Genomic DNA, 19,974 nt, shown 5'->3' on the forward strand with positions numbered 1-19,974 from the left:
GGGTTGGGGTCAGTCCTTGCCCCGACGCAGTCGGGAAAGGCGGGACACCACGGGCACCGAGCCCATCATGACCCTGATCAGCACCAGAAGGGCGATGATCGGGGGAACGTACACCAGCCAGATCGGCGGCCCGCCGGAAGAGTCGCTCTCGTTCGCGGCCTTCCTGGCCTGCACGTTCCGCTGGAGGGCGGGATCGTGGGTGGGGATCGTCTCGCCCGGGTTCTTCGCCTTGTAGGGCTTCTGCTTGGTCACCGCCGGGGTGCGGCCGCCGGGGCAGGTCGGGACCCGGTTCACCGCGGGCTGCGCGCGCGGGTACTTGTACTCCAGCGTCGCGAGCCTCTTCAGCGTGACCTGGAAGACGACGTTCAGCACTGGCTGGCCCTGGTCCCGTCCGATCACGTTGTCCAGGACGACCTTGAGCTGCGGCGCCACCGCGAGCGTCTTGCGGAGGTCGTTGAGGTAGTTGGGGTCGTAGCTCCCGATGCCCAGGTTGCCGAGCATGTCCACGGTGCAGCCGAAGTCGGGACCGGTCTTGTCGAGCAGGTCGTTCACCGTGGCGAGCAGGCCGGGGCCGCGGTCGCGCAGTTCGGCGATCTGCCCGCGGACCTGGCTGAGCGCGGCGGTGAGGGCGGCGAGGTTGTCGATCCCCGCGCCGAGGGAGCCGCGGTTCTGGTTCAGCACGTGGGTGATGCGGCCGAGGTCGTTGGTCAGCCCGTCCAGCAGCTCGGTGTTCTGCGCGAACGTCTGGGTGAGGTCGTCGCCGCCGTTGACGATCTGGCGGAGGGAGTCCTCGCGTCCGGCCCATCCGGCGGCCAGCTCCTGGGTGAGCACCTTGGCGTCGTCCGGGTCGATCGCCTTCAGGGTGTCGATGACGGCGCCGAAGAGGTCGCCGTACTTCGGCGGGACCTTCGTCTGCGACACCGGGATCACGGTGCCGGGCTTCATCGGCGGGGCGCCGGACCTGCCGGGCCCCGGCGTCAGCTCGACCACCGGCTCGCCCACCGCGGACTTGCGGGCCGCGGCGGCGGTGACCCCCTGCGGGATCTTGACGCCGCGCTGCATGTCCAGCCGGACGACGACCTTGTCCTTCTCCAGCCGCACCGAGTCGATCTTGCCGACCCGCAGGCCGAGGTAGTCGACCTCGAAGTTCGGGTGCAGGCCCGGCGAGGACTCGAACTCCACGGTGATGTGGTAGGGCCGGTCGATGAAGTCGAAGCGGACGACGTTGTTGAACGCCCACACGACCATCAACGCGGCGAGCACGCCGAACGCCGCCAGGTTGATCGTCAGCCGTCTGTTCATCCGCGCGGCTCCAGGATCTTGTCGAGGTCCGGCAGGGCGCCCTGGAGCTGCTTGGGGATCTCCGGCGATCCGGCCTTCTTCTTCTTGGGGCTCTGGCTGAGGCCCGGGAAGATCGGCGTTCCGTCCGGCCAGACGATCCGCAGGAGCGGGTACAGCAGCAGCTGGCCGTCATAGGTGGCCCGCGGCAGCTTGTCGGTGAACTCGACCAGGCCGTCCACCAGCGCCGTGAGCCGCTTGCGGTTGTCGCCGAGCTGCTGCAGGACGGGGTCGAGGTCGCGCAGCAGCGCGCGGAAGCGCTGGATGCGTCCCTCCAGCACCTTGTCGTTCAGCTCGCGCGCCGTCGTGGTGAGCTTGTCGACCATCTTGATGATCTTGTACTTGTCCTGGTCGAGCAGCCGGGTGGTGCGTTCGAGCTGCTCGGGCGTCTCGTTCAGGGCGTCGCTGCCCTTGGCGAGGGACCGGCCGAGCCGGGCGAACCGGTCGACCGACTCGCCCAGCTCGCGGCGCTGCTCGGCGAACAGCTTCAGCAGCGCGCCCGCCTGCGCGATCGTCTTGTTGAGCTTCTGCCCGTTGCCGTCCAGGGCGGTGGCGCCCGCGTTGACGACCGTCGCGACGTCGTCCCCGGCCAGGGCCTGGATCAGCGGCCCGGCCTGCCCGACGACCTGCTCGAACGCCGGCTGGACGCTGGTGTCGGTGATCGCCGTGCCGGTGGCCAGGTACGGGCCGCGGTTCATGCTCGCGCCGGGCGGCATCTGCAGGTCCACGTAGTTCTCGCCGAGCAGCGAGGTCACCTTGATCTCGGCCCGGGTGCCCTGCGGGATCTTGATGCCGTCCTTGATGGCCAGCGTCGCCTTCGACCGGTAGCCGGCGAGCTCGACCTTCGTGACGGTGCCGATCGTGATGTCGGACATCTTCACGCTGTGCCCCGCGACGAGACCCTGCGCGTCGTCGAACGTGGCGGTCAGCTTCAGGCCGCCCTTCGGCGCGCCCGCCGTCTTGTAGGAGCAGCCGGAGACGGCGAGGGCCGCGGCCGCGACGAGCACCAGCAGCAGCCGGCCGCCGGCCGCCGCGCGGCGCCGTCCCGTGATGACGAGCCTGCCCATCAGTTGCCTCCGTTCTGCCAGGGACAGTTGGAGTTGGGTGCGGGCAGCGGGCAGTCGACGTCGTCGGAGTTCATCAGGCCCTTGAGCCAGGTCCGCAGGAACGCGTCCGTGGCGAAGCGGATCTGCAGCGACTTGTTCTTCGGGTTGTAGCCGCCGATGAGCGCGTCGCTGATGCCGGGCAGCACCCGGATGAGCTGCGCCAGCTCCCTGGCGTTGCCCTTGAGGATCAGGGCCGTCCGGGTGAGGACCGCCAGGTCGTAGGGCAGGTTCCCCTTGTACTTCTGCAGCAGCTTGTCGCCGTTCTTCGCCAGCTCCAGGATGCCGCTGATCAGCTGCTGCAGCTCGCCGCGCTCGGAGCTCAGCACCTGGCTCGCGGTGCCGAAGTCGCGGATCATCGTGCCGAGGATCTGCTCGCGCCCGCGCACCACCCCCGCCAGCCGGCTGAGGTTCTGCGCGACCTCGATGAGCTCCTTGTCCTGCCCGGCGACGTTCTCGACGAGGCGGGCGCTCTGCTCCAGGGTCGCGTTGAACTCCCTGCCGTTGCCCTTCACCGTGTCGGCGGCCGTGCCGAGCGCGTTCTGCATCTTGGTCGGGTCGAGCGCGTTGGCCAGGTTGGTGAACGAGCTGAGCGCGTCGTCCACCTCGACGGGCACGTGGGTGCGCTCGATCGGGATGACGTCCGCGGTCTCCTTGGCCTCCCCCGGCCTCCACGCCGGGTGCAGGACGAGGTTGCGCTCGCCGATCAGGTTCAGCGGGACGATCGAGGCCTGCACGCCCTTCGGCAGCGGGACGTCCCGGCGCAGATGGAAGGTGACCTTCACCCGGTCGCCCTGGTTCTCGACCTTGTCGACGAGCCCCACGTCGGCGCCCATCACCTTGACCTTCGACTCCTCGTAGAAGGAGCGGGCCTTCGGGACGTAGACGACCATGGTGCGCTCGCCGCCCGCGGACGGGGCGAGCGAGCAGCCGCCGAGCGAGGCCGTCAGGGCGAGGCCGAGCGCGACGGCCACGCCGCGCAGCCGGCCGCCGCCGGGACCTCCGGGGGGCCGTCCCCCCGTGCCGTCGCCGCTCATCAGTTGCCTCCCTGCGGTCGCCGCGTGGAGATCGGACCGGCCGGCTGCAGCGGGCCGAGCCCGGTGAGCAGGCCCTCGATGTACTGGCCGTTGCCCTTGAGGTTGGCCACCTGCTGGAACGTCGGGCCGAGCAGCGAGAAGTCGGTGTTCAGCGCGTCCATGTTGGGCGCGAGCCGGGTCGTCAGCAGGTGCAGGTTGTCCAGCAGGGTGTCGAGCTCCTTCTGGTTCCTGGAGATCACGTTGGACAGCGTCCGGACGGTCTCACTGCCCTGCCCGATCGCCGCCGCCAGTTCGTTGCGGCGCCGGACGAGCGACTGCAGCAGCACCTGGCTGGCGTCGATGATCTGGCGCAGCTCCTGGTCCTTGCCCGCCAGCGTGCCGGTGATCGTCTTGCTGTTCTCGATCAGCCGCTGGATCTCGGGATAGGAGTCGTTCAGCGTCCGGGACAGCTCCTGGATGTTGACCAGGATGCGGCGCAGCTTCACCGCCCCCGGCGACCTGATCTTGTTGATCTCGGTGAGCAGCTTGTCGACGCTGCGCTGGTCGAGCTTGCCCACGATGTTCTGCGCGCTCTCCAGGGCCTCCGGCACGGTGAACGGGACGCTGGTGCGCGACAGCGGGATCCGCCGCCGCGACTCCGGCACGTCCGCCAGGTAGGGCTTGGAGACCGGGCCGGACAGCCGCAGGTACCGGCCGCCGAGCAGGGTCGTCGTCTGGATCTCGGCACGGGTCTTCGGACCGAGGTCGATCCCGGCGTTCACGTGCCAGGAGACGATGACCCTGCCGTGGGCGAAGTCGGGCTCCACGGCGGTGATCCGGCCGGACTTCACCCCGGCGACCCGCACGTCCTGGCCCTTCTTCAGCCCGGCGGTGTCGCTGAACTCCCCGCTCATCGTGTAGCCGCGGTCGAGCAGGTGCAGCTGGCCGAGGGCGAACGCGAACACGCAGCCCGCGCCGAGCGCGGCCAGGGTGACGATCGCGACGATCTTGTGGTTGACGTCGCGCAGCGACTTCAGCGCCATCAGCCGCCACCCCCCAGCAGCATCTTCCTGAGCTTGGTGAGGTCGTCCTTGCTGGGCTGTCCCGCACCGGGCGACTTCGGCAGCTCCATCGGGAACGGGCAGGGGCCCTGGACGACGTTCAGGCAGAGCGCGTTGGTGCGCAGGTAGTGGCCGCCGTTCGCGGACGCGAACAGCTGCCGGAGGGTCAGCGGGAGCTGCTGCACCATCTTCTCCAGCTGGTCGACGTTCAGCCGGAACGTCTCGCTGAACCTGCCGAGGTTGGTGATGATGCGGGCGAGCTGCGCGTCGTTGCCCCCGAGCACCTGGTTGAGGTTGGTGGTCACGCCCGAGATCTCCACGACCGCGCTCTCCAGCAGCTTGCGGTTGTTGGCGAAGACCCTGGTCAGCGACTCCAGGTTGTCGGCGCTGGCGGCGATCTGCCGGTCCCGGGTGGCGATCGCGTCGCTCACCGTCTCGTAGTCGTCGATCATCCCCTTGATCGTCTTCTTCCGGGCCGCGAACGTCTGCAGCAGCATGTCCAGGTTGTCGGTCAGCAGCGAGATGCTCTGCTCGTTGCCGTCCAGCGCCTGGGAGAAGGCGAAAAGGATCTTGTTGAGCTGGTTCGGGTCCAGGTTGCGGGTGAGCGGGCCGAGGCTGTTGACGATGTCGCCGAGGTCCACCACCGACCTGGTGTGCGGGACGCGGTCGCCGTCGCCCAGCCTGCCCTGGCTCGACCCGGGCTCCAGGTAGACGACCCGCTGCCCCATCACGTTGCGCCAGCGGATCGCGGCGGTGGAGTCGGAGGGCAGCCGGACCTCCTTGTCGACGGCCATCTTCACCACGGCCTTGCCGCGCACCACCTTGATGCCCGCGACCTGGCCGACGGGTGTGCCCGCCACCTTCACGTCGTCGCCCTCCAGCAGGCCGGTGACGTCGTCGAACGTGGCGGACAGCCGGTAGCGGGACTTGAAGCTCGTGCCGAGGATCTGCTGGCCGATGTAGAACGTGAGCAGCCCGGTCAACGCCACGAACACCAGGAACTTCAGGATCGTGGAGTACTCGGGCCCGCGCGCGGTCTTGCCGCGCAGCAGCGGGCTCACGGCCGCGTCCCCGTCGCCGTGCGGCCCTGCCCGCCCCGCCCGCCGCCCGTGCCGGGGAGCGGCACGTCGAACGCGGTCGCCTTGGGCTTGACCGCGCAGACGTCGATGAGGATCTGGCAGATGTCCAGCGGGAGGTCGTCGCGTGCCTGGGCGATCAGGGTGCCCTCCGGTCCGGGGATGCGGATGATCTGCGCCAGCAGGCCGAAGAACCCGGTCAGGCTGTCGAGCAGCACCGGGACGTTGCGGCGCTGCCCGTTGAACACCCGCACGACCTGGCCGCCCGAGTCGATGATCCTGCCGAGGTTGCGGCCGTGCTGCTCCAGGTTCGTGCCGACGGTCTGGCCGAGCCGGGTCGACTCGTCCAGCAACTGGGTGACCTTGTCGGGTCGCTCGTTGACGACCTGGGAGAGCCGGTTGAAGTCCCCGGCGAACCGGGTGAGGGTGTCGCCGCGCGACTCCAGCGTCCCGGACAGGCCGTTGATGTCGTTCAGCAGCGACTGGATCGCGGCGCGGTCCTTGTAGGTCGCGTCGACGACGATCGCGCCGTTGTCGATCGTCCGGCGCAGCGCCGGCCCCTGCCCGGAGAGCCCGGCGCCGAACGTGTGCAGGAGGGTCGCCACGTCGTCGGGGTTGATCGCCCGCGTGAGCCGGTAGGTGGGCCAGGCCGTGTCCGACAGCTCCTTCGGGTCGTTGGTCTTCGCGATCCGCCCGCCGTCCTTCAGGTAGGGGCCGGTCAGCTCGTGCGCGCCGAGGTCGAGGGCGAGGTCCTTCGGGCCGAACACCGAGACCGGCTCGACCGTCGCGACGGCCGTGTCGGCCACCCTGACGCCCTTGTCGACCCGGAGCCGGACGGTGACCCTGCCGTTGCGGTCGAGCTTGACCTCCTCGACCGCGCCGACCGCGATCCCGCGGACCTTCACATCGGACTTGCCGGGGTCGAGGCCCTGCCCGGCGCGGCCGAACGTCGCGTCGTAGTAGGTGGAGCCCGCGTGGGACGGCGTGGAACCGATCGCGACGAACGCCGCGGCCGCCGCGATGACGCCGGCGCCGACCAGCCCGAAGACCGTCCGGGACCGGCTGGACAGTGATTCGTCGCTCATCCGGTCAGCCTCACCGTGCTGCCGTGGCCCCAGAAGATGTACGACAGGACCAGGTTCATCAGGATCATCAGGATGGTCGACTCCCGGATGGCGCGGCCGGCGGCGACGCCGACGCCGACCGGACCGCCCGCCGCGTAGTAGCCGCGGTAGCAGTGGATGAACATGATGATGAAGGCGAACACCGCGACCTTGATGACGCTGTAGAACACGTCGATCGGCGGCAGGTAGAGGTGGAAGTAGTAGTCGTAGATGCCGGGTGAGAGGCCGAAGTACTGGATCGTGATGAACCTCGTGGCGAAGAACGCCATGAACAGCGAGACCAGGTACAGCGGCACCAGCGCGATGACGCCCGCGGCGACCCGGGTGCACACCAGGTAGGCCAGGGAGTTGATGCCCATGACCTCCAGCGCGTCGATCTCCTCGGAGATCCGCATCGCGCCGATCTCGGCGGTGAACCCGGTGCCGACCTGCGCGACCAGCGCGACGCCCGCGATGATCGGGGTGACCTCGCGGACGTTGGAGTAGCTCGCGACCAGTCCGGTGAACGCCTCGGCGCCGATGCGCTCCAGCCCGGGGTAGCCCTGGAGGCCGACCATGGCGCCGGTGGCGAGCGACATCGTCGCGATCACGAAGATCATGCCGCCGCCGATGACGAGCGCGCCCACGCCGACGGTGATGTCGCTGACCTGCTTGGCGAGGGTCTTGCCGTACTTGCGGCGGATGATGATGTCGACCAGGAGGTGGTACAGGACACGGCCGAGGAACACCGGCAGGTCGGCCGACGCGGCGAGGCCCGCGGTGCGGCCCCTGACGGCGCGGCCCAGCTTGCGGACGGGGAATATGGCGACCATCAGAACCTCGGGGGGAAGAGGACCTGGTAGATCATGGTGAGGATGTAGTTCGTCGCGAACACCACGATCGAGGTGACGACCACGGCCCGGTTCACCGCGCGGCCGACGCCGACGGGTCCGTAGTCGCAGTTCATGCCCATGTAGCAGGCGACCGCGGCGGCGATGAATCCGAACACCCACGCCTTGAACAGCGTGATCATCAGGTCCGAGAACTGCAGCAGGGTGGTGGCGCCGTCGAAGAACGCGCCGGGGCTGACGCCCTGCTGGATGACGTTGAAGTAGTACCCGCCGATGACGCCCGCGAGGATCACCACCGAGCAGAGCAGTCCGGACACCATGCTCGCCGCCCACAGCCTGGGGGTGACCAGGCGGTGGATCGGGTTGATGCCCATGACCTCCATCGCCGCGAGTTCGTCGCGGATGTTGCGGGCCCCCATGTCGGCGGTGATGGCCGACCCGCCCACGCCGGAGACCAGCAGCGCCGCGGCCAGCGGCGCCACCTGCTGGATCATCGCCGCGGTGAGCAGCGCCCCGGTGCCCGACTGCGCGCCGAGCTGCCGGGCGATGTCGCCTACCTGAAGCGAGATGGTCGCGCCGAGCGGCACGGCGATGAGCATGACCGGCACGCTCGTGACGCGTGCGAGGAACCAGCACTGCTCGACGAATTCGCCCCACCACTGGCGCAGGTCCCAGGTGCGGCGCAGCCCTTCGAGAAGGGTCACGCACAGCAGTCCGGTCTCGTCGAGTGCTCTCCCGACGCGTCTGCGTGCCAGGTCCGGGGCCTTGTTCAGGCTCAGGGCCATCAGCCGGTGCCCTCCCCCGGGGCGGGGATGAGAAGGGTCACTCCAGCCTCCTTCGTGCTCGGACGTCGGCGCCCATCCGAAACACCGGATCCTGCCGGTACCGCGGGGGCGCCCTCGTCATGCTCGTTCGCGCGCCACAGCGGTCTCGGCCGAGACCGGTTACCACACGCGACTCCGCGCACCCTCAAGAGCACACGGGCTCCGCCTGTGATTTGAGGCACTCTATTGGAAGAAGGTCTAAGAAGCGAGTACTTACATCTGGTTTTGTCCGAAGCTACGATCAGCCGGTGCAGACCGAGGCGCGACGAGGCGTAGAAGACGAGATGGACGACGGCGTGGACCCGCTGGTCATGGGCGTGCGCGACCGCTGGGAGGGCCAGGGGCTGCTCGGCGATCCGTGGCCGTTCCTGGCGATCTGTTCGGTCGGGCGGCTCAACCAGTTGCTCAAGAAGGCCCTGGACGTGGAGCTGAAGAGGCTGGATCTCACCCAGACCGGCTACTTCCTGCTGACCACGCTCGCGCTCACCGTCCACGGCCGGGCACGGCTGAGCACGCTCGGCCGGATCCTGATGATGCACCCGACCACGGTGAAGCTCACCGTGGACCAGCTGGAGGCGGCCGGGCTCGTCGGCCGGACCCCGCATCCCCGCGACCGGCGCGCCACGCTCGTCGAGATCACCGCGGCGGGACGGGAGCGGGCCAACCAGGTGAGCCAGGCGCTGGAGGCGCCCGGCGGCGCGCTCGCGGCGTTCGACGGGATGCACCGCGACCTCTTCGAGGCGCTGCAACCCGCGCGTCTGGCCGCCGGCGACGTGGAACTGCTGAACCCCGGCGGGGGGCGCGGCCGTGGACGACAGGCCGGGTGAACCGGGTATCGTCCGGCCTGCGTACTTGCTCTTCGAGAGCACCACACCCGGGCGATAAGGCAGTCTTCTCCTATGCCACAGAGTCACGGCACGCGCAGACGTCCCGCGGAGGAAGCCGGAGGCGCTCAAGGGAGCGCCGGGGGGCGTCGCGGCTCCAGGAGGGCCGGCACCAGGCGCGCCACGCGCGTTCCGGAACCCCGCACGTCGCCTGACGGCCGCGACGCGGGGGGACCCTACGGACCGGAGTTCCTGGAGTCGGACGGCTCCCGCGACCCGTACGAGGAGCCGGAGGCGCCCCGGGAGCGCGAGGGCGGGCGGCGCGTCCGGCGGGTGCTCACCAGCAACGTCACCATCACGATCGCGGCGATCGGCGTGCTCGGCGGTGCGTTGACGGTGGTCGACCTCGGCAGCTTCGTCGACGACGCGAGCGAGCCGCCCAAGGCCGCGAGCGCGGGCCTGTCCACCAACGACATGCTCGCGAAGCTGACCTCGGCGTCCGACATGGACAAAGTCGCGGCCGACGCGGTCGCGGTCGCCAAGAAGCGCGCCTACGAGGAGCACCAGCGGGAGCTGAAGCGGCTCAAGGAGAAGGCCAAGCGGGACGCGGCGGCGCGGGCGAAGCTCAAGGCCGAGCAGGAGCGCGAGCGGCTCGCCAAGTCGAACCCGAGCGCCGGTCAGAACAAGGCGTTCGGCAAGAAGATGAACGCGATCAAGGGATGGGACCGCTGCTGGCCGTCCCTGCTGACGCTGTGGAACCACGAGAGCGGCTGGAACGAGCGGGCCGAGAACCCCTCCAGCGGCGCGTACGGCATCCCGCAGGCACTGCCCGGCTCCAAGCTGGCGAGCGCGGGCGCCGACTGGCGCACCAGCTCCCCCACCCAGATCGCGTGGGGCCTCGGCTACATCAAGGCGCGCTACAAGGACCCCTGCGGCGCCTGGGCCTGGTGGCAGGCGCACAACTGGTACTGAGCCCAACCGGGCGGCCCGGCCTGGCACCATGGTGTGATGCGGACGAGCAGGGCGCGCCGCGCCGGCGACGAGCGGGCGAACGGCACGGGTGAGGGCGCCGGAGCCGAGGGCGGCGGGGGCCGTCAGTGGGCCCGCGCCGACGCGACCCGCCAGGCGCTGCTGACCGCGGCGCTGCGGGTCTTCGCCGACCGCGGCTACGCCGACGCGGGCATCGCCGAGATCGTGGAGCGGTCCGGTATCAGCGTCGGCAGCCTCTACCACCACTACGGCGGCAAGGCCGGCCTCTACGTGGCGCTGTGGGAGGACCTCACCGAGGAGCAGGAGGCGAGCGCCGCGCAGGCGGTGTCCGCCGCCCGCAAGGACGGCGAGTCCGACCCGATCGCGCTGTTCATCGCGGGCGCCCGCGCCTACCTTCGGGTGTGCTGGGAGCGGCGCGAGGCGGCCCGGCTCTTCCTCGCCGGCGAGGGCCCGTCCGGGTCGTCGCTGATGCGCCGCAGCCGCGCCCAGCACTGGATCGCGCAGAACACCAAGCTGCTGCGCGGCCCGTCCGGCGACGCGCCCGCCGGACGTCCCGAGCAGGTGCTGAGCCTCGTGCTGACGACGGTGATCGGCGAGGCCGGGCGGGAGATCGCCACCGCCGAGGACGAGGCGGAGGCCGCCGAGATCATCGACGAGGTGTGCCGCATCCTGATCCGGCTGGCCCGCTGACCTCCGGGCGCAGGGCCTCCGCCGGCGCCGTGGCGGACTCCGGAAGCCGTTTCCCGGCGGACGCGGTGGTCAGGAGCGGGCGGTGTGGACCCGGCGGACGGAGAGCCGGATCGGGGGGGCCGGCTGGAGCGGGCGCGGATTCCGGGCGCGGGCAGGCTGCGGCGGGAGCGTGCGGAGCCGGGCCGCGGTGGGGCGCTTGTCCGCGACTCGCGAGCCGGCGGCGCGCAGGCGGCGGCGCACGGCGAGCGGGACGCGGCCGTCGGAGCGCCGGATCAGCCGCATCCGGAGCAGCAGGAGCACCACCCCGGCCCCCAAGGCGGCGAGGAACCCCGCCTGGAGCGCGGTCAACTCCTCGATGGTGAACGGCTGGGGGGGCAGCCTGCGCAGGTTCGACACCGGGACGAGGGGCCCGGAGGCGGGCGCGATCTGCGGGGACTCGGCGGACACGATCGGCGGCAGCGCCACCTGCGGCCCGGCCATGCCGGCCAGGGGGTCGAAGTCGGGCGGGGTCAGCGGCGGGACGCCGGGCGTCGTCGGGCTGATCCCCGGCGGCAGCGCCCCGGACGCGGATGTGATGATCAGCTTGTAGCTGCGGGACACGCTCCTGGCACTGGCCGCCGAGACGGCCGCACGCAGGGTGATCACGCCGGGCTCCGCATCGGACGGGGCCCGCACGGTCGCGATCGCGGAGGCGCCGCCGGATCCGACACTGCCGAGGGACTGCGTTCGGGGACCGACCGTGGCGCCCGAGGCCGACATCCGCAGGACGATCCCGTTCGCGGTGGCGTTCGCCGACGCCACCCGCACGGTCGCGGTGACCGAGCCGCCGGGCCGCATCGTCGCCGCCGACACCGTCAGCCCCAGGGACAGTACCGGCGTCTTGGGCTTGCCCGGGCCGGCCGGCGGACTCGTCGGCGGATGAGTGGGCGGGTCCGTGGGGGGATTGGTCGGCGGATCGGTGGGCGGATCGGTCGGCGGATCGGTCGGCGGATCGGTGGGCGGATCGGTGGGCGGATCCGTTGGCGGATCGGTCGGCGGATCGGTGGGCGGATCCGTCGGCGGATCGGTCGGCGGATCGGTGGGCGGATCGGTGGGCGGATCCGTTGGCGGATCGGTCGGCGTTTCGGTGACGGTGGTGGTCGGCGTGGGGGCCGGCTCGTCCGCGAGAACCGGATGGACGCCCACCATGCCGATGAGCGTCACCGCTCCGAATCCGGCCAGGAGCGAAGCCGATCGTGAACGCACCCCGAACGCACCTCCACCGCATTGCGATTATTCCGCCGAATTGCACTGGATTGGATGGAAGCATGCGACGATTCAGGGAATCAACCCCGCAGGTCAAGGTTCGTTTCAGGTGCTCAAATCGCGCCGATCGGATATTGGGCGATTATCAGCCGGTGCTCATTCCCGCGCGGCGGCGCCATCCCATGCGGCACTCGTGCCGGGCGGCCGGGCGGCGCGTTCGCGCAACCGCATCGCACGCAGCACGGCCTCGATCGCGAAGCGCGCCTCGCGGTCGGTCAGCCGGTCGCCCAGGACTCCTTCGACCTGCCGCATCCGGTAGCGGACGGTCTGCGGGTGGATGCCGAGCTCCCTGGCGATGTCGTTGGCGGTGCCGCGGGTCACCAGCCAGGCGTGCAGGGTCTCCAGCAGACGGTCACGCTGCCGGGGGCTGAAGCCGTCCATCTCACCGAGGTGGCGGTGCGCGAGCTGGTCGATGAGGGCCTGGTCGGAGAACAGCCAGAGGGTGATGAGGTGCTCCTCGCAGTCGGTCACCGGGGCGTCCTCCAGCACACCCGTCTCCACCAGGCCGAGGGCGCACCGCGCCCAGCGCAGCGAGTCGGCGACGCCCGCGATCGGCACGGTGAGTCCGATGACGAGCTGCCTGTCGGGCAGGACGCGGAGCAGGGATCGCCGGCGCTCCGGGGTCGGCCTTCCGGGAACGACCAGGAACGGCTGGGTGGCGGTGAGGTCGGCGAGCACGTCCTTGTCCAGGACGGCCCGGACGTACCGGGCGCCGGGCGGGGCCACGACGGCGGTCGCCTCGTCCGGCAGCGTCCATCCGGCCCGTTCGGCGGCCTCGGCCAGGACGCGGGACGACACGTCGCGGCGGAGCAGGAGCTCCAGCAGGCGGCGGCGGTGCGCCTCAGCCTCGCCGTCCGGGCGGGCGTCCAGGTAACCCTCCAGCGCGAGCGCGGCCAGTTCGTCGATGTAGGCGAACAGCGCGTCGGCGAGCTGGGCCATCACCTCGGGCGACAATCGCCGGCGCGGCCCGACCTTCATGATGCGCCGCCACGCGACCTGGACGCCGATGCGCAGCGCGGCCTGGAGGGTGTCGAGCGTCCGGCCCTCCTGGGCCTCGAAGCGGCCGAGCCTGCGGTAGGTCTCCTGATGGCGCGCGCTCGGTTCCAGCGGGTTGGCGACCCGGTCGACGAAGTCCGTCAGGGCACGGTCGACCCCGATGCGCAGTGCCTCGACGTAGGGACCCTTGAGGGGCCGCCCGTACTCGGGGATCGACCGGCGCACCTCGTCGATGATCTCCCCAGCGAGGCTGGGCAGTTCCGGGCGCATCAGCAGGGCGAGCCGGCGCGGCAGCCGGCTCGGGCGACTCGCCGCCTCCCGCGTCAACGTCTGCTGTGCCATGGGGTCGGCAAACCTCCAGACACCGCCATCCCGAACGAGGGGAATTCCGGGCGGGGCACCCGGTCGTCCGGATGATCGGCCATATGGCGTCTACGCCGAGGGGGCGCCGAGCGGGGACCCTGCGCACCCTCCGCATTCTGTGAGCTGAAACACGTCGAACTTAGATCATAGGAAATCCAGCAAGGTAAAGGGAAGGTAAATTCAGCAGGCTGTGGCCCTGTAGTTACATTCAGCGTCCAATAGGGGCGGTCTCATTCCAGTGCGGGGCCGCGCTCCCGCAACCGGTACGCGCGCAGCACCGCGTCAAGCACGAAACGTGCCGCCGGGTCGGCGAGCTGCCGGTCGAATTCCGCGCTGATCTGCCGCATCCGGTACCGGACGGTCTGCGGGTGCAGCCGGAGCCTCTGCGCCGCCTCCACCGCGTTTCCTTGCGCGTCCAGCCACGCGCACAGGGTTTCGGTCACGCGCTTACGCCGGGTACGCGGCATTTCCGCCAACGCGCCCAGTTCCCGGCGGGCGAGCTGGTCGAGCAGCGGTCCGTCCGAGAGCAGCCACAGCTCCAGCAGGTGCCGCTCGCACAGTGTGGGGCCGCCATCCTCCAGAAAGCCCGCCTCCACCAGCGCCAGCGCCCGCCGCGCCCAGCGCAGCGAGTCGGCCGCCTCCCCCAGCGGGACGGTCAGCCCCACCGCGGAGCGGCGTTCGGGCAGGGCGCGGCTCAGCATCTCCGCGCGCTCGGCGCCGTATCCGCCGGGGATGAGCAGATGGGGCTCGTTGTCCGCGAGGTTGACGAGCACGTCGCGGTCCATCGCCTCCCGGACGCACCGCGCGCGCGCCGGCATCGCGACCATCGTCACCGTGTGGGGCACCGCCCAGCCGGCGGCCTTGGCGGCCTCGGCGAGCGCGCCGCTCGCCGCGCCGGGCCCGAGCACCATGCGCAGCAGTCGCCGGTGGTCGCCGGGCAGCTCGTCGGCCGACGACCGGACCTCCAGGTAGCCCTCGACCGACAGGGAGGCCAGCTCGTCGATATAGGCGAACAGTGCCTCGGCCAACCGCGTCGTCACCTCCGCGGGCAGCCGCCGCGTCCGCGCCACGGCCGCCACCCGCCGCCACGCGACCTGCACCCCGACCCGGTAAGCCGCCTGCAGCGCGTCCAGCGTGCGCCCCTGGTAGGCCTCGCTGCGACCGAGTTCCCGGCACAGCTCGTCGCGCCGCTCGTAGCCGTCGCCGCCGCCGGAGACCTGGTCGACGAAGGCCGCCATGGCCTGCTCGACGGTGATCCGGTACGCGGCCGGTTCCGGCATCCCCTCGTGCCGCGCGTACTCGGGCACCGACCGCTGGACCTCCTCGAGGATCTCTTCGGCCAGCGAGGGCAGCTCAGCACTCAGAATGGCGATGACCTGTGGCGGGAGAGCTCCGGGACGCCTCCCTCCCCCAACGAGGGCCCTCGTCATTCACTCCTCCCTCGCACCGTTTTCAAGAAATCCTCGACAAAATGTAACCCACACCACGGCCACCGCACATCATTACGGAAGAGATCTCGCTCCTGAATGGCCGCGATACTCACCGGCCGACAAAAATGGCCGGATTGAATGATCAATCGGAGACAATCCGGAGAAGCACCGCGCCCCGGCCGTTGCCGCCCGGCCGCCCCCCAGGCCGCCAATCGCATCCGCATGTCGGCCGGAACTATCGACACAATTCTTTCGTTACGCCACGTAACGACTATCCCTCACCGTAGTCATGTGAACACTTCTGGCGTCCATCTCGTGCCCGCGTCAAACCCCCCGAATACGAATACATCTCGCTTGGATCGGAGTGCTTCAACGACGGGACGACCCTCGCGGCGAACTCGGACGCGGTCTTCCGATCCTGTCGATGCTCGCCAAGTCGTGGGAGTTCGAGCACTCAGTCGGTCGTTGACCGCTCGCCTTCCACGAGGCTCGTCCGCCAGCGGTCCATGGCGATGAGGGCGAGGCCCGCCAGGAGGAGCAGGACGGCGTAAGGCCAGAGGTAACCGGGTTCGCCGGAACAGTTCCGCCGCGCGCTCGTCACGGCGGTCCCGTGCCCGCGGGGTCGCCGCGGGCACGGGCCGGTCGAACGGGCTCAGCTTCAGAGCTGGCTGTAGTTCTTCGACACGAGGTACTCGTTCTGGATCATCGTGTTCTTGCCGGCCGCCGAGGGGAATCCACCCACCTGGTTGACCAGCCAGTCGGCGACGCCGCCGCCGAACAGGCACCCCTTGGCGCCGGGCACCGCGAACGAGTTGCCGACGTGCTTGGCCTGCAGCACCGGCGGCTGCGGGTCCGGCCGCGCGATCGAGAGGCCCTCGCCGGTGATGGGCGTGTTGGGGGCCGGAGGGCTGGTGGTCCCGGTGGTGAGGCTCACCCTGATCGGGTTGCTGTTGGTGCCGACCGTGCAGTTGCTTCCGAGGAACGGGTTGATGAGCCGGACCTTCAGCCCGATGTTGATCTCGAAGCTGCTGCTGACCGGCATCTCGAAGACGCCGGCGTACTCGACCTTGGCGTACACGGCCGACAGGAGCGGGTCACCGAACAGGCCGGGCTGGACGAGCATCTTCGGGGCGTTGATCCCGCCGAAGACCGTCTTGGTCTCGAAGGTGCTGGTGTTGAAGGTGTTCGCCCACGTGATCCTGATCGGCTGCTCGATCTTCTGGTCGAAGTTGCCGACCTTGAAGGTACCGCTGGTGACCACACCCACCCAGCACTGCGAGTAGTCCGGCGAAGCACCGTCCGGGAGGGGCGGGCAGTCGGAGAAGCTGAAGCTCGCCGGGATCGGGTCCGGGTTGGCCGCCGAAGCGGGGGAAGCCAGGCCGACGGTGAGCAGCGCAGCACCGAGCACGGCGGGAAGCGCCAGCCGGGAACTGCTTCTCCGGAAACGAATGGACTTCACCAGTTCGTCCTTTCTTCTTGCCGGGAGAAACGGACACAGAGCGCCGGACAGCCACAGCGTGATCCCAGCCGACGCGGAACCGTGAAGCGGATCCTCAACGAGAGAGATCCTCGATTCCCAATCGGAGAGTAATACTGAAACAATGCCGTTTCAATACGCCGCAAGGCGTAAGCATGGAGATTTTCTCACCTTGTAAGCGAATATCAATGACGGCGGCCCAGGAGAAGCCGGTATTGTCATCGACCGCATATCACTTCGGTTGCCGGGCCCCCTCCGCCCGGCCCCGTTCGCCCAGTCTGCTTCATATGGCGGGGAGCGAGGGGAGCTACCGTACTCGCCGCAGGCCGGCGACGGCCTGCAGCGAGCCGGCCTGGCCCTGCCGTCGCCCGGGGTGGTGCAGGCAACGATGCGGCCAGTCCTGGAGGGCCCGGGGGGACTTCCGGCACGAAATCAGATCGTGCCGGAACGAGAGGCCCATGGCGATGGGAGGTCTGGTCAGGGCGAGGTGATCCGCTGAGTCGGCCGGAAGACGAAATCGCCCTTGTACGAATTGAAGACGCTGGTGAAGTCCGTGAACCCGGGGATTTCGCACGTCGAGTTCCCCGACGGCATCAACGTATGTGAATTCATGGAGAAGGTTCCGTTGTCATAGGAGCCTTCGAGGAGCCCAGGAGCCTCTCGCTGCCCCGGAAGGAAGATTCTTCCCAGGTTGTGGGATATCCGCAGCGTGCACCGACTCCCTCCGCCGACGTCCACGGTCGCGTCGAGCAGCACACCGTTGATCTTCATCGCCGGCCGGCCGGTCGCCACATCGATGGTCATGTTCAGCCACAACGATCCGTCCTGCGTGACCTCGTCCTTCACCTGGTATACGGTGCCGTCCGACGCCTCCACCTCGCAGCCGTCGAGGGACATGTCGCCCTTGCCCAGCCTGAAGCGCGACTGCCAATGCCCCCGGTCGAGATCGAGCCGCATGGTCGCCGACCGGCACCTGAACTCCGCGTTGTCCCCGGCGTACCCCAGGGTGAACGGTTTCGCGACTGCGGTGACGACCCCGCCCGGTTCCACGGTGAAGGTCTGAGGAAGTGCACCGGCGCCGTCCACGCAACGGTTACCAGTGGTGACCTCGCACCAGAGTCCCGATTCGAGATTCGCATAGTTTCCCGCCCCGGAGACGCTCGCGGTAAGGATCGGGCTGAGATCTTCGGTCACTCCGCAACCGGAGAAGGAAGGGATCGTGACGTTCTGGGCGATAAGCGGCTGCCCGCTTTCGTATTGAGTCGTCCCGGTTCTCAGCGTCCCCATGAATCCAGTCGCAGAGAGCGCGGTGGGGCTTGTCATGCATTTGGTACCGAGATCGAGGGGAACTCCGTTGACCTCGGCCTTACCCGCTTTGATGCGCACATAGGCACTGGCTTTGAGTTGTTGCCTGTCGACGGTCGGACCCGAAATATCGAGTTCGGTCGACAACTGCTGGAGAATCCGCATGTTGCCTGTGATCGGACCGGTCCCGCCGGCCCCCGGGGCCCCCACCTGAACAGCTTCCGCCACTGCGCGTGTCGGCATGAAGCCGAAACCCAGCATCGTGGCGGGAGTTGGATAGGTGCGGTTGATGAAATATCCGCGGAAATCCGTCCAGTTCGGTCCGAAGAATATGTTCCCCATATAGCTTTCGGTCAGTGCCCGAACATTGTTCTCGAAAGCAACGGGAGCGGCGTTTCCGACTTTTTTGATGTTGAAGAACCCTGTCGCCTTGAGGCAGTACATCAGTCCATCACCGACGTCGGCGTTCAGGCCGTCCGGATTTTGCGGGGATTCAAAGATCTCCGCTAGTTTGGGATCATCGCTGATGGCGTACCGCGGATCTTGCCCCCGAGCAGGGATCAGCTTGCACAATCCGTCCGGGGAGGCGGTGGGCTGACGGGGTGCCGCGCCGGCCGCGCCGGGGATCGCCGGCTCGCTCGCGCGCTGCACCCGTAGGCTTCCGAGCACCGGCGCCTTCTCCGCCGCGCAACGCAGCGCCAGTTCGGCCGCGTCCTTCCCCGTCGCCGCGTCACCCGGCACCAGCGACAGGTCCACTGCCCCGGCAGACCATGAGAGCTCGCCCGGCGCTTCGGGGACCACCGGCGGTGCCACCCCGCTGCCGGTCAGGTGCACGGCCCCGTCGCCCCGTGGCGGTGCGGCCGCCAGAGCGAAGGCAGGCCACCCGGCGCGCCGGTCGCCACCTGGCCCGTGGACCGCGACCTGGAGCTCCGCGACCCCCCCGAGCGCGGCGGGAGTCGCGGACGATGGGGCGACGCTCGTCGCCGGTGGTGTCGATGCCCCGGCGGGGGAGGTCGCCGAAACTCTTTTCACCAACTCGGGCGGGAGACCGACGTCGATCTTGATGGTGCCCAGCTGGATCGGCTGGCCGACGGTCCCGGTCGACGGGATGGTCGTTTCGATCCGCAGCGCCACATCATGTGTTCCGGACTTGCCGGAGCAGACAAGCCCCGTGTCGAAGCCGATGTCCGCGATCGCCGGCGGGACCGCCACCAGTGCGCCGCCACTCACGGCAAGGCCCGCGACCGCCGCGATCCGCGCGACACTTCGGAACATCCGATGCATTTCACATCCTTGATCGACGGGGAACCGCACCCGGGCGGCCAGCGCCCGGGTGCGGCTTCGGTCAGAGGCGTGCTCTCACATCACGTGCGAACGACGGTCGGGCCCTCCTTGGCGGTGGAGTTGACACCCCTCAGTTTGATCACGCCGGCGAGCGTGGCCGTGTCACCGTTCTTGACGATGTTGGTGGGGCACGTCGCGGAGACGCCGGTCGCGACGAGGTTGTTGGTGGACCCGAACGGCAGCGAGAGGGTGCTGGCGGCTCCCGCGCTCGTCGGGTTGGTGTGCGTACCGTTGATGAATCCGTTGGTACTGGTCGAGCCCTGGAACGTCGCAGAGCACGGGATGCTGGGGATGTTCACCACGATTCTGACGCCGCTCAGCCGACCGGGGGTGGCTCCCGAAGCGGTCAGGCCCGTGGTGGAGAGGGACCACGGCAGATTCTGAGGCGTCACCGTGGCGACCTGGCTGGAGACCGTGCAGTTGCTGAACGTCAGACCGGTCACCGAGCCGATGGGGTCCGTGACGCCGGTCCCGACCTTCACCGTTCCGGTGGCCGTCAAGGCCTTCGCAGCCCCCGTGTCGACGCAGGTCAGGACCCCGCCGCTACTACTGGCGGCCGCGACGGAACCGCTGTTCTCTCCAGTGACGGCCTGGGTGGAGGGCGAGGGCACGCCGGGCATGGTGACGTTGATACCGGCCGCCCAGGCGGGGGTCGTGGTGAGAGCGCCGGCGGTGGCCGTGACCGCGGTGACGGTCAGGGCCATTCTCGTGATTTTTCGCATGTCAGTCCGCTTTCCCTTCACGGGGGTGGTTTCTTCTTCTCGTAGGGACACTGACCGCGTTCTACAGGTCGAACTCCTCCGGGTTGACGAGCGCAGAACCCCAAAAGCCGAACTTCTTCGACTTCACCACAAGACCACCCAGTCCTGCCGTACCAA

Annotated in this window: 18 protein-coding genes; 3 read left to right on the forward strand and 15 right to left on the reverse strand. The window is 69.4% G+C overall.

The genetic code is table 11. The annotated features are described in order from the left end of the window. Positions 1 to 9: 9 nt before the first annotated feature. The 8 genes from AB0H37_RS03365 to AB0H37_RS03400 are packed head-to-tail and all read right to left on the reverse strand — an operon-like array spanning position 10 to position 8,333. Complete coding sequence (locus AB0H37_RS03365) at positions 10 to 1,302, reverse strand: MCE family protein (protein ID WP_329086419.1); 1,293 nt, start codon at positions 1,300 to 1,302, stop codon at positions 10 to 12. After that, entirely contained in the window at positions 1,299 to 2,405 is a 1,107-nt protein-coding gene (locus tag AB0H37_RS03370) for an MlaD family protein (protein ID WP_360611066.1), read from the reverse strand. The genes AB0H37_RS03365 and AB0H37_RS03370 overlap by 4 nt, the downstream gene beginning before the upstream one ends. Beyond that, positions 2,405 to 3,478 (reverse strand): MCE family protein, encoded by a 1,074-nt coding sequence (locus AB0H37_RS03375; protein ID WP_329086414.1) that lies wholly within the window; start codon positions 3,476 to 3,478, stop codon positions 2,405 to 2,407. Before AB0H37_RS03375 ends, AB0H37_RS03370 begins: the two co-directional genes overlap by 1 nt. Next, a complete protein-coding gene (locus AB0H37_RS03380) occupies positions 3,478 to 4,500 on the reverse strand; it encodes an MlaD family protein (RefSeq protein WP_329086412.1) in 1,023 nt (340 codons plus the stop codon). Before AB0H37_RS03380 ends, AB0H37_RS03375 begins: the two co-directional genes overlap by 1 nt. Continuing rightward, positions 4,500 to 5,579 carry an MlaD family protein gene (locus AB0H37_RS03385; protein WP_329086411.1) on the reverse strand — a complete coding sequence of 360 codons (1,080 nt, stop codon included), beginning with the start codon at positions 5,577 to 5,579 and terminating at the stop codon, positions 4,500 to 4,502. Before AB0H37_RS03385 ends, AB0H37_RS03380 begins: the two co-directional genes overlap by 1 nt. Continuing rightward, entirely contained in the window at positions 5,576 to 6,679 is a 1,104-nt protein-coding gene (locus AB0H37_RS03390) for an MCE family protein (protein WP_179837143.1), read from the reverse strand. The genes AB0H37_RS03385 and AB0H37_RS03390 overlap by 4 nt, the downstream gene beginning before the upstream one ends. After that, the gene (locus AB0H37_RS03395; protein WP_179837144.1) at positions 6,676 to 7,530 is read right to left on the reverse strand and encodes an ABC transporter permease; all 855 of its coding nucleotides are present in this window, start codon (positions 7,528 to 7,530) and stop codon (positions 6,676 to 6,678) included. Before AB0H37_RS03395 ends, AB0H37_RS03390 begins: the two co-directional genes overlap by 4 nt. Further along, complete coding sequence (locus tag AB0H37_RS03400) at positions 7,530 to 8,333, reverse strand: ABC transporter permease (RefSeq protein ID WP_179837145.1); 804 nt, start codon at positions 8,331 to 8,333, stop codon at positions 7,530 to 7,532. Before AB0H37_RS03400 ends, AB0H37_RS03395 begins: the two co-directional genes overlap by 1 nt. Before the next feature lie 323 nt (positions 8,334 to 8,656). Between AB0H37_RS03400 and AB0H37_RS03405 the strand changes: the two genes are divergently transcribed. The 3 genes from AB0H37_RS03405 to AB0H37_RS03415 all read left to right on the forward strand — a co-directional run bounded on the left by AB0H37_RS03405 (position 8,657) and on the right by AB0H37_RS03415 (position 10,876). Then, the gene (locus tag AB0H37_RS03405; protein WP_360611070.1) at positions 8,657 to 9,199 is read left to right on the forward strand and encodes a MarR family transcriptional regulator; all 543 of its coding nucleotides are present in this window, start codon (positions 8,657 to 8,659) and stop codon (positions 9,197 to 9,199) included. Positions 9,200 to 9,271: 72 nt separating this feature from the next. Continuing rightward, entirely contained in the window at positions 9,272 to 10,168 is an 897-nt protein-coding gene (locus AB0H37_RS03410; protein WP_360611072.1) for a lytic transglycosylase domain-containing protein, read from the forward strand. A 36-nt stretch (positions 10,169 to 10,204) separates the two neighbouring features. Continuing rightward, complete coding sequence (locus AB0H37_RS03415; RefSeq protein ID WP_179837148.1) at positions 10,205 to 10,876, forward strand: TetR/AcrR family transcriptional regulator; 672 nt, start codon at positions 10,205 to 10,207, stop codon at positions 10,874 to 10,876. Positions 10,877 to 10,945: 69 nt separating this feature from the next. Here the strand turns inward: AB0H37_RS03415 and AB0H37_RS03420 are convergent, their stop codons facing one another. The 7 genes from AB0H37_RS03420 to AB0H37_RS03450 all read right to left on the reverse strand — a co-directional run bounded on the left by AB0H37_RS03420 (position 10,946) and on the right by AB0H37_RS03450 (position 19,800). Next, positions 10,946 to 11,728 carry a hypothetical protein gene (locus AB0H37_RS03420; RefSeq protein ID WP_360611074.1) on the reverse strand — a complete coding sequence of 261 codons (783 nt, stop codon included), beginning with the start codon at positions 11,726 to 11,728 and terminating at the stop codon, positions 10,946 to 10,948. Positions 11,729 to 12,277: 549 nt separating this feature from the next. After that, the gene (locus AB0H37_RS03425) at positions 12,278 to 13,519 is read right to left on the reverse strand and encodes a helix-turn-helix domain-containing protein (protein WP_329086401.1); all 1,242 of its coding nucleotides are present in this window, start codon (positions 13,517 to 13,519) and stop codon (positions 12,278 to 12,280) included. Between the two features lie 251 nt (positions 13,520 to 13,770). Next, positions 13,771 to 14,970, reverse strand: coding sequence for a helix-turn-helix domain-containing protein (locus AB0H37_RS03430; protein WP_360611076.1), 1,200 nt, complete (start codon positions 14,968 to 14,970; stop codon positions 13,771 to 13,773). Between the two features lie 454 nt (positions 14,971 to 15,424). Next, on the reverse strand, positions 15,425 to 15,571 hold the full coding sequence (locus AB0H37_RS03435) for a hypothetical protein (protein WP_329086397.1): 147 nt from the start codon (positions 15,569 to 15,571) through the stop codon (positions 15,425 to 15,427). A 57-nt stretch (positions 15,572 to 15,628) separates the two neighbouring features. Next, on the reverse strand, positions 15,629 to 16,429 hold the full coding sequence (locus AB0H37_RS03440) for a hypothetical protein (RefSeq protein WP_329086395.1): 801 nt from the start codon (positions 16,427 to 16,429) through the stop codon (positions 15,629 to 15,631). Positions 16,430 to 16,924: 495 nt separating this feature from the next. Beyond that, entirely contained in the window at positions 16,925 to 19,036 is a 2,112-nt protein-coding gene (locus AB0H37_RS03445; protein WP_360611079.1) for a DUF6801 domain-containing protein, read from the reverse strand. 80 nt (positions 19,037 to 19,116) lie between these two features. Further along, the gene (locus AB0H37_RS03450; RefSeq protein ID WP_329086392.1) at positions 19,117 to 19,800 is read right to left on the reverse strand and encodes a hypothetical protein; all 684 of its coding nucleotides are present in this window, start codon (positions 19,798 to 19,800) and stop codon (positions 19,117 to 19,119) included. Positions 19,801 to 19,974: the final 174 nt, after the last annotated feature.

Origin of the sequence: Actinomadura sp. NPDC023710 (genome assembly GCF_040639875.1) — a bacterium.
GTDB classification, from domain to species: Bacteria; Actinomycetota; Actinomycetes; order Streptosporangiales; family Streptosporangiaceae; genus Spirillospora; species Spirillospora citrea.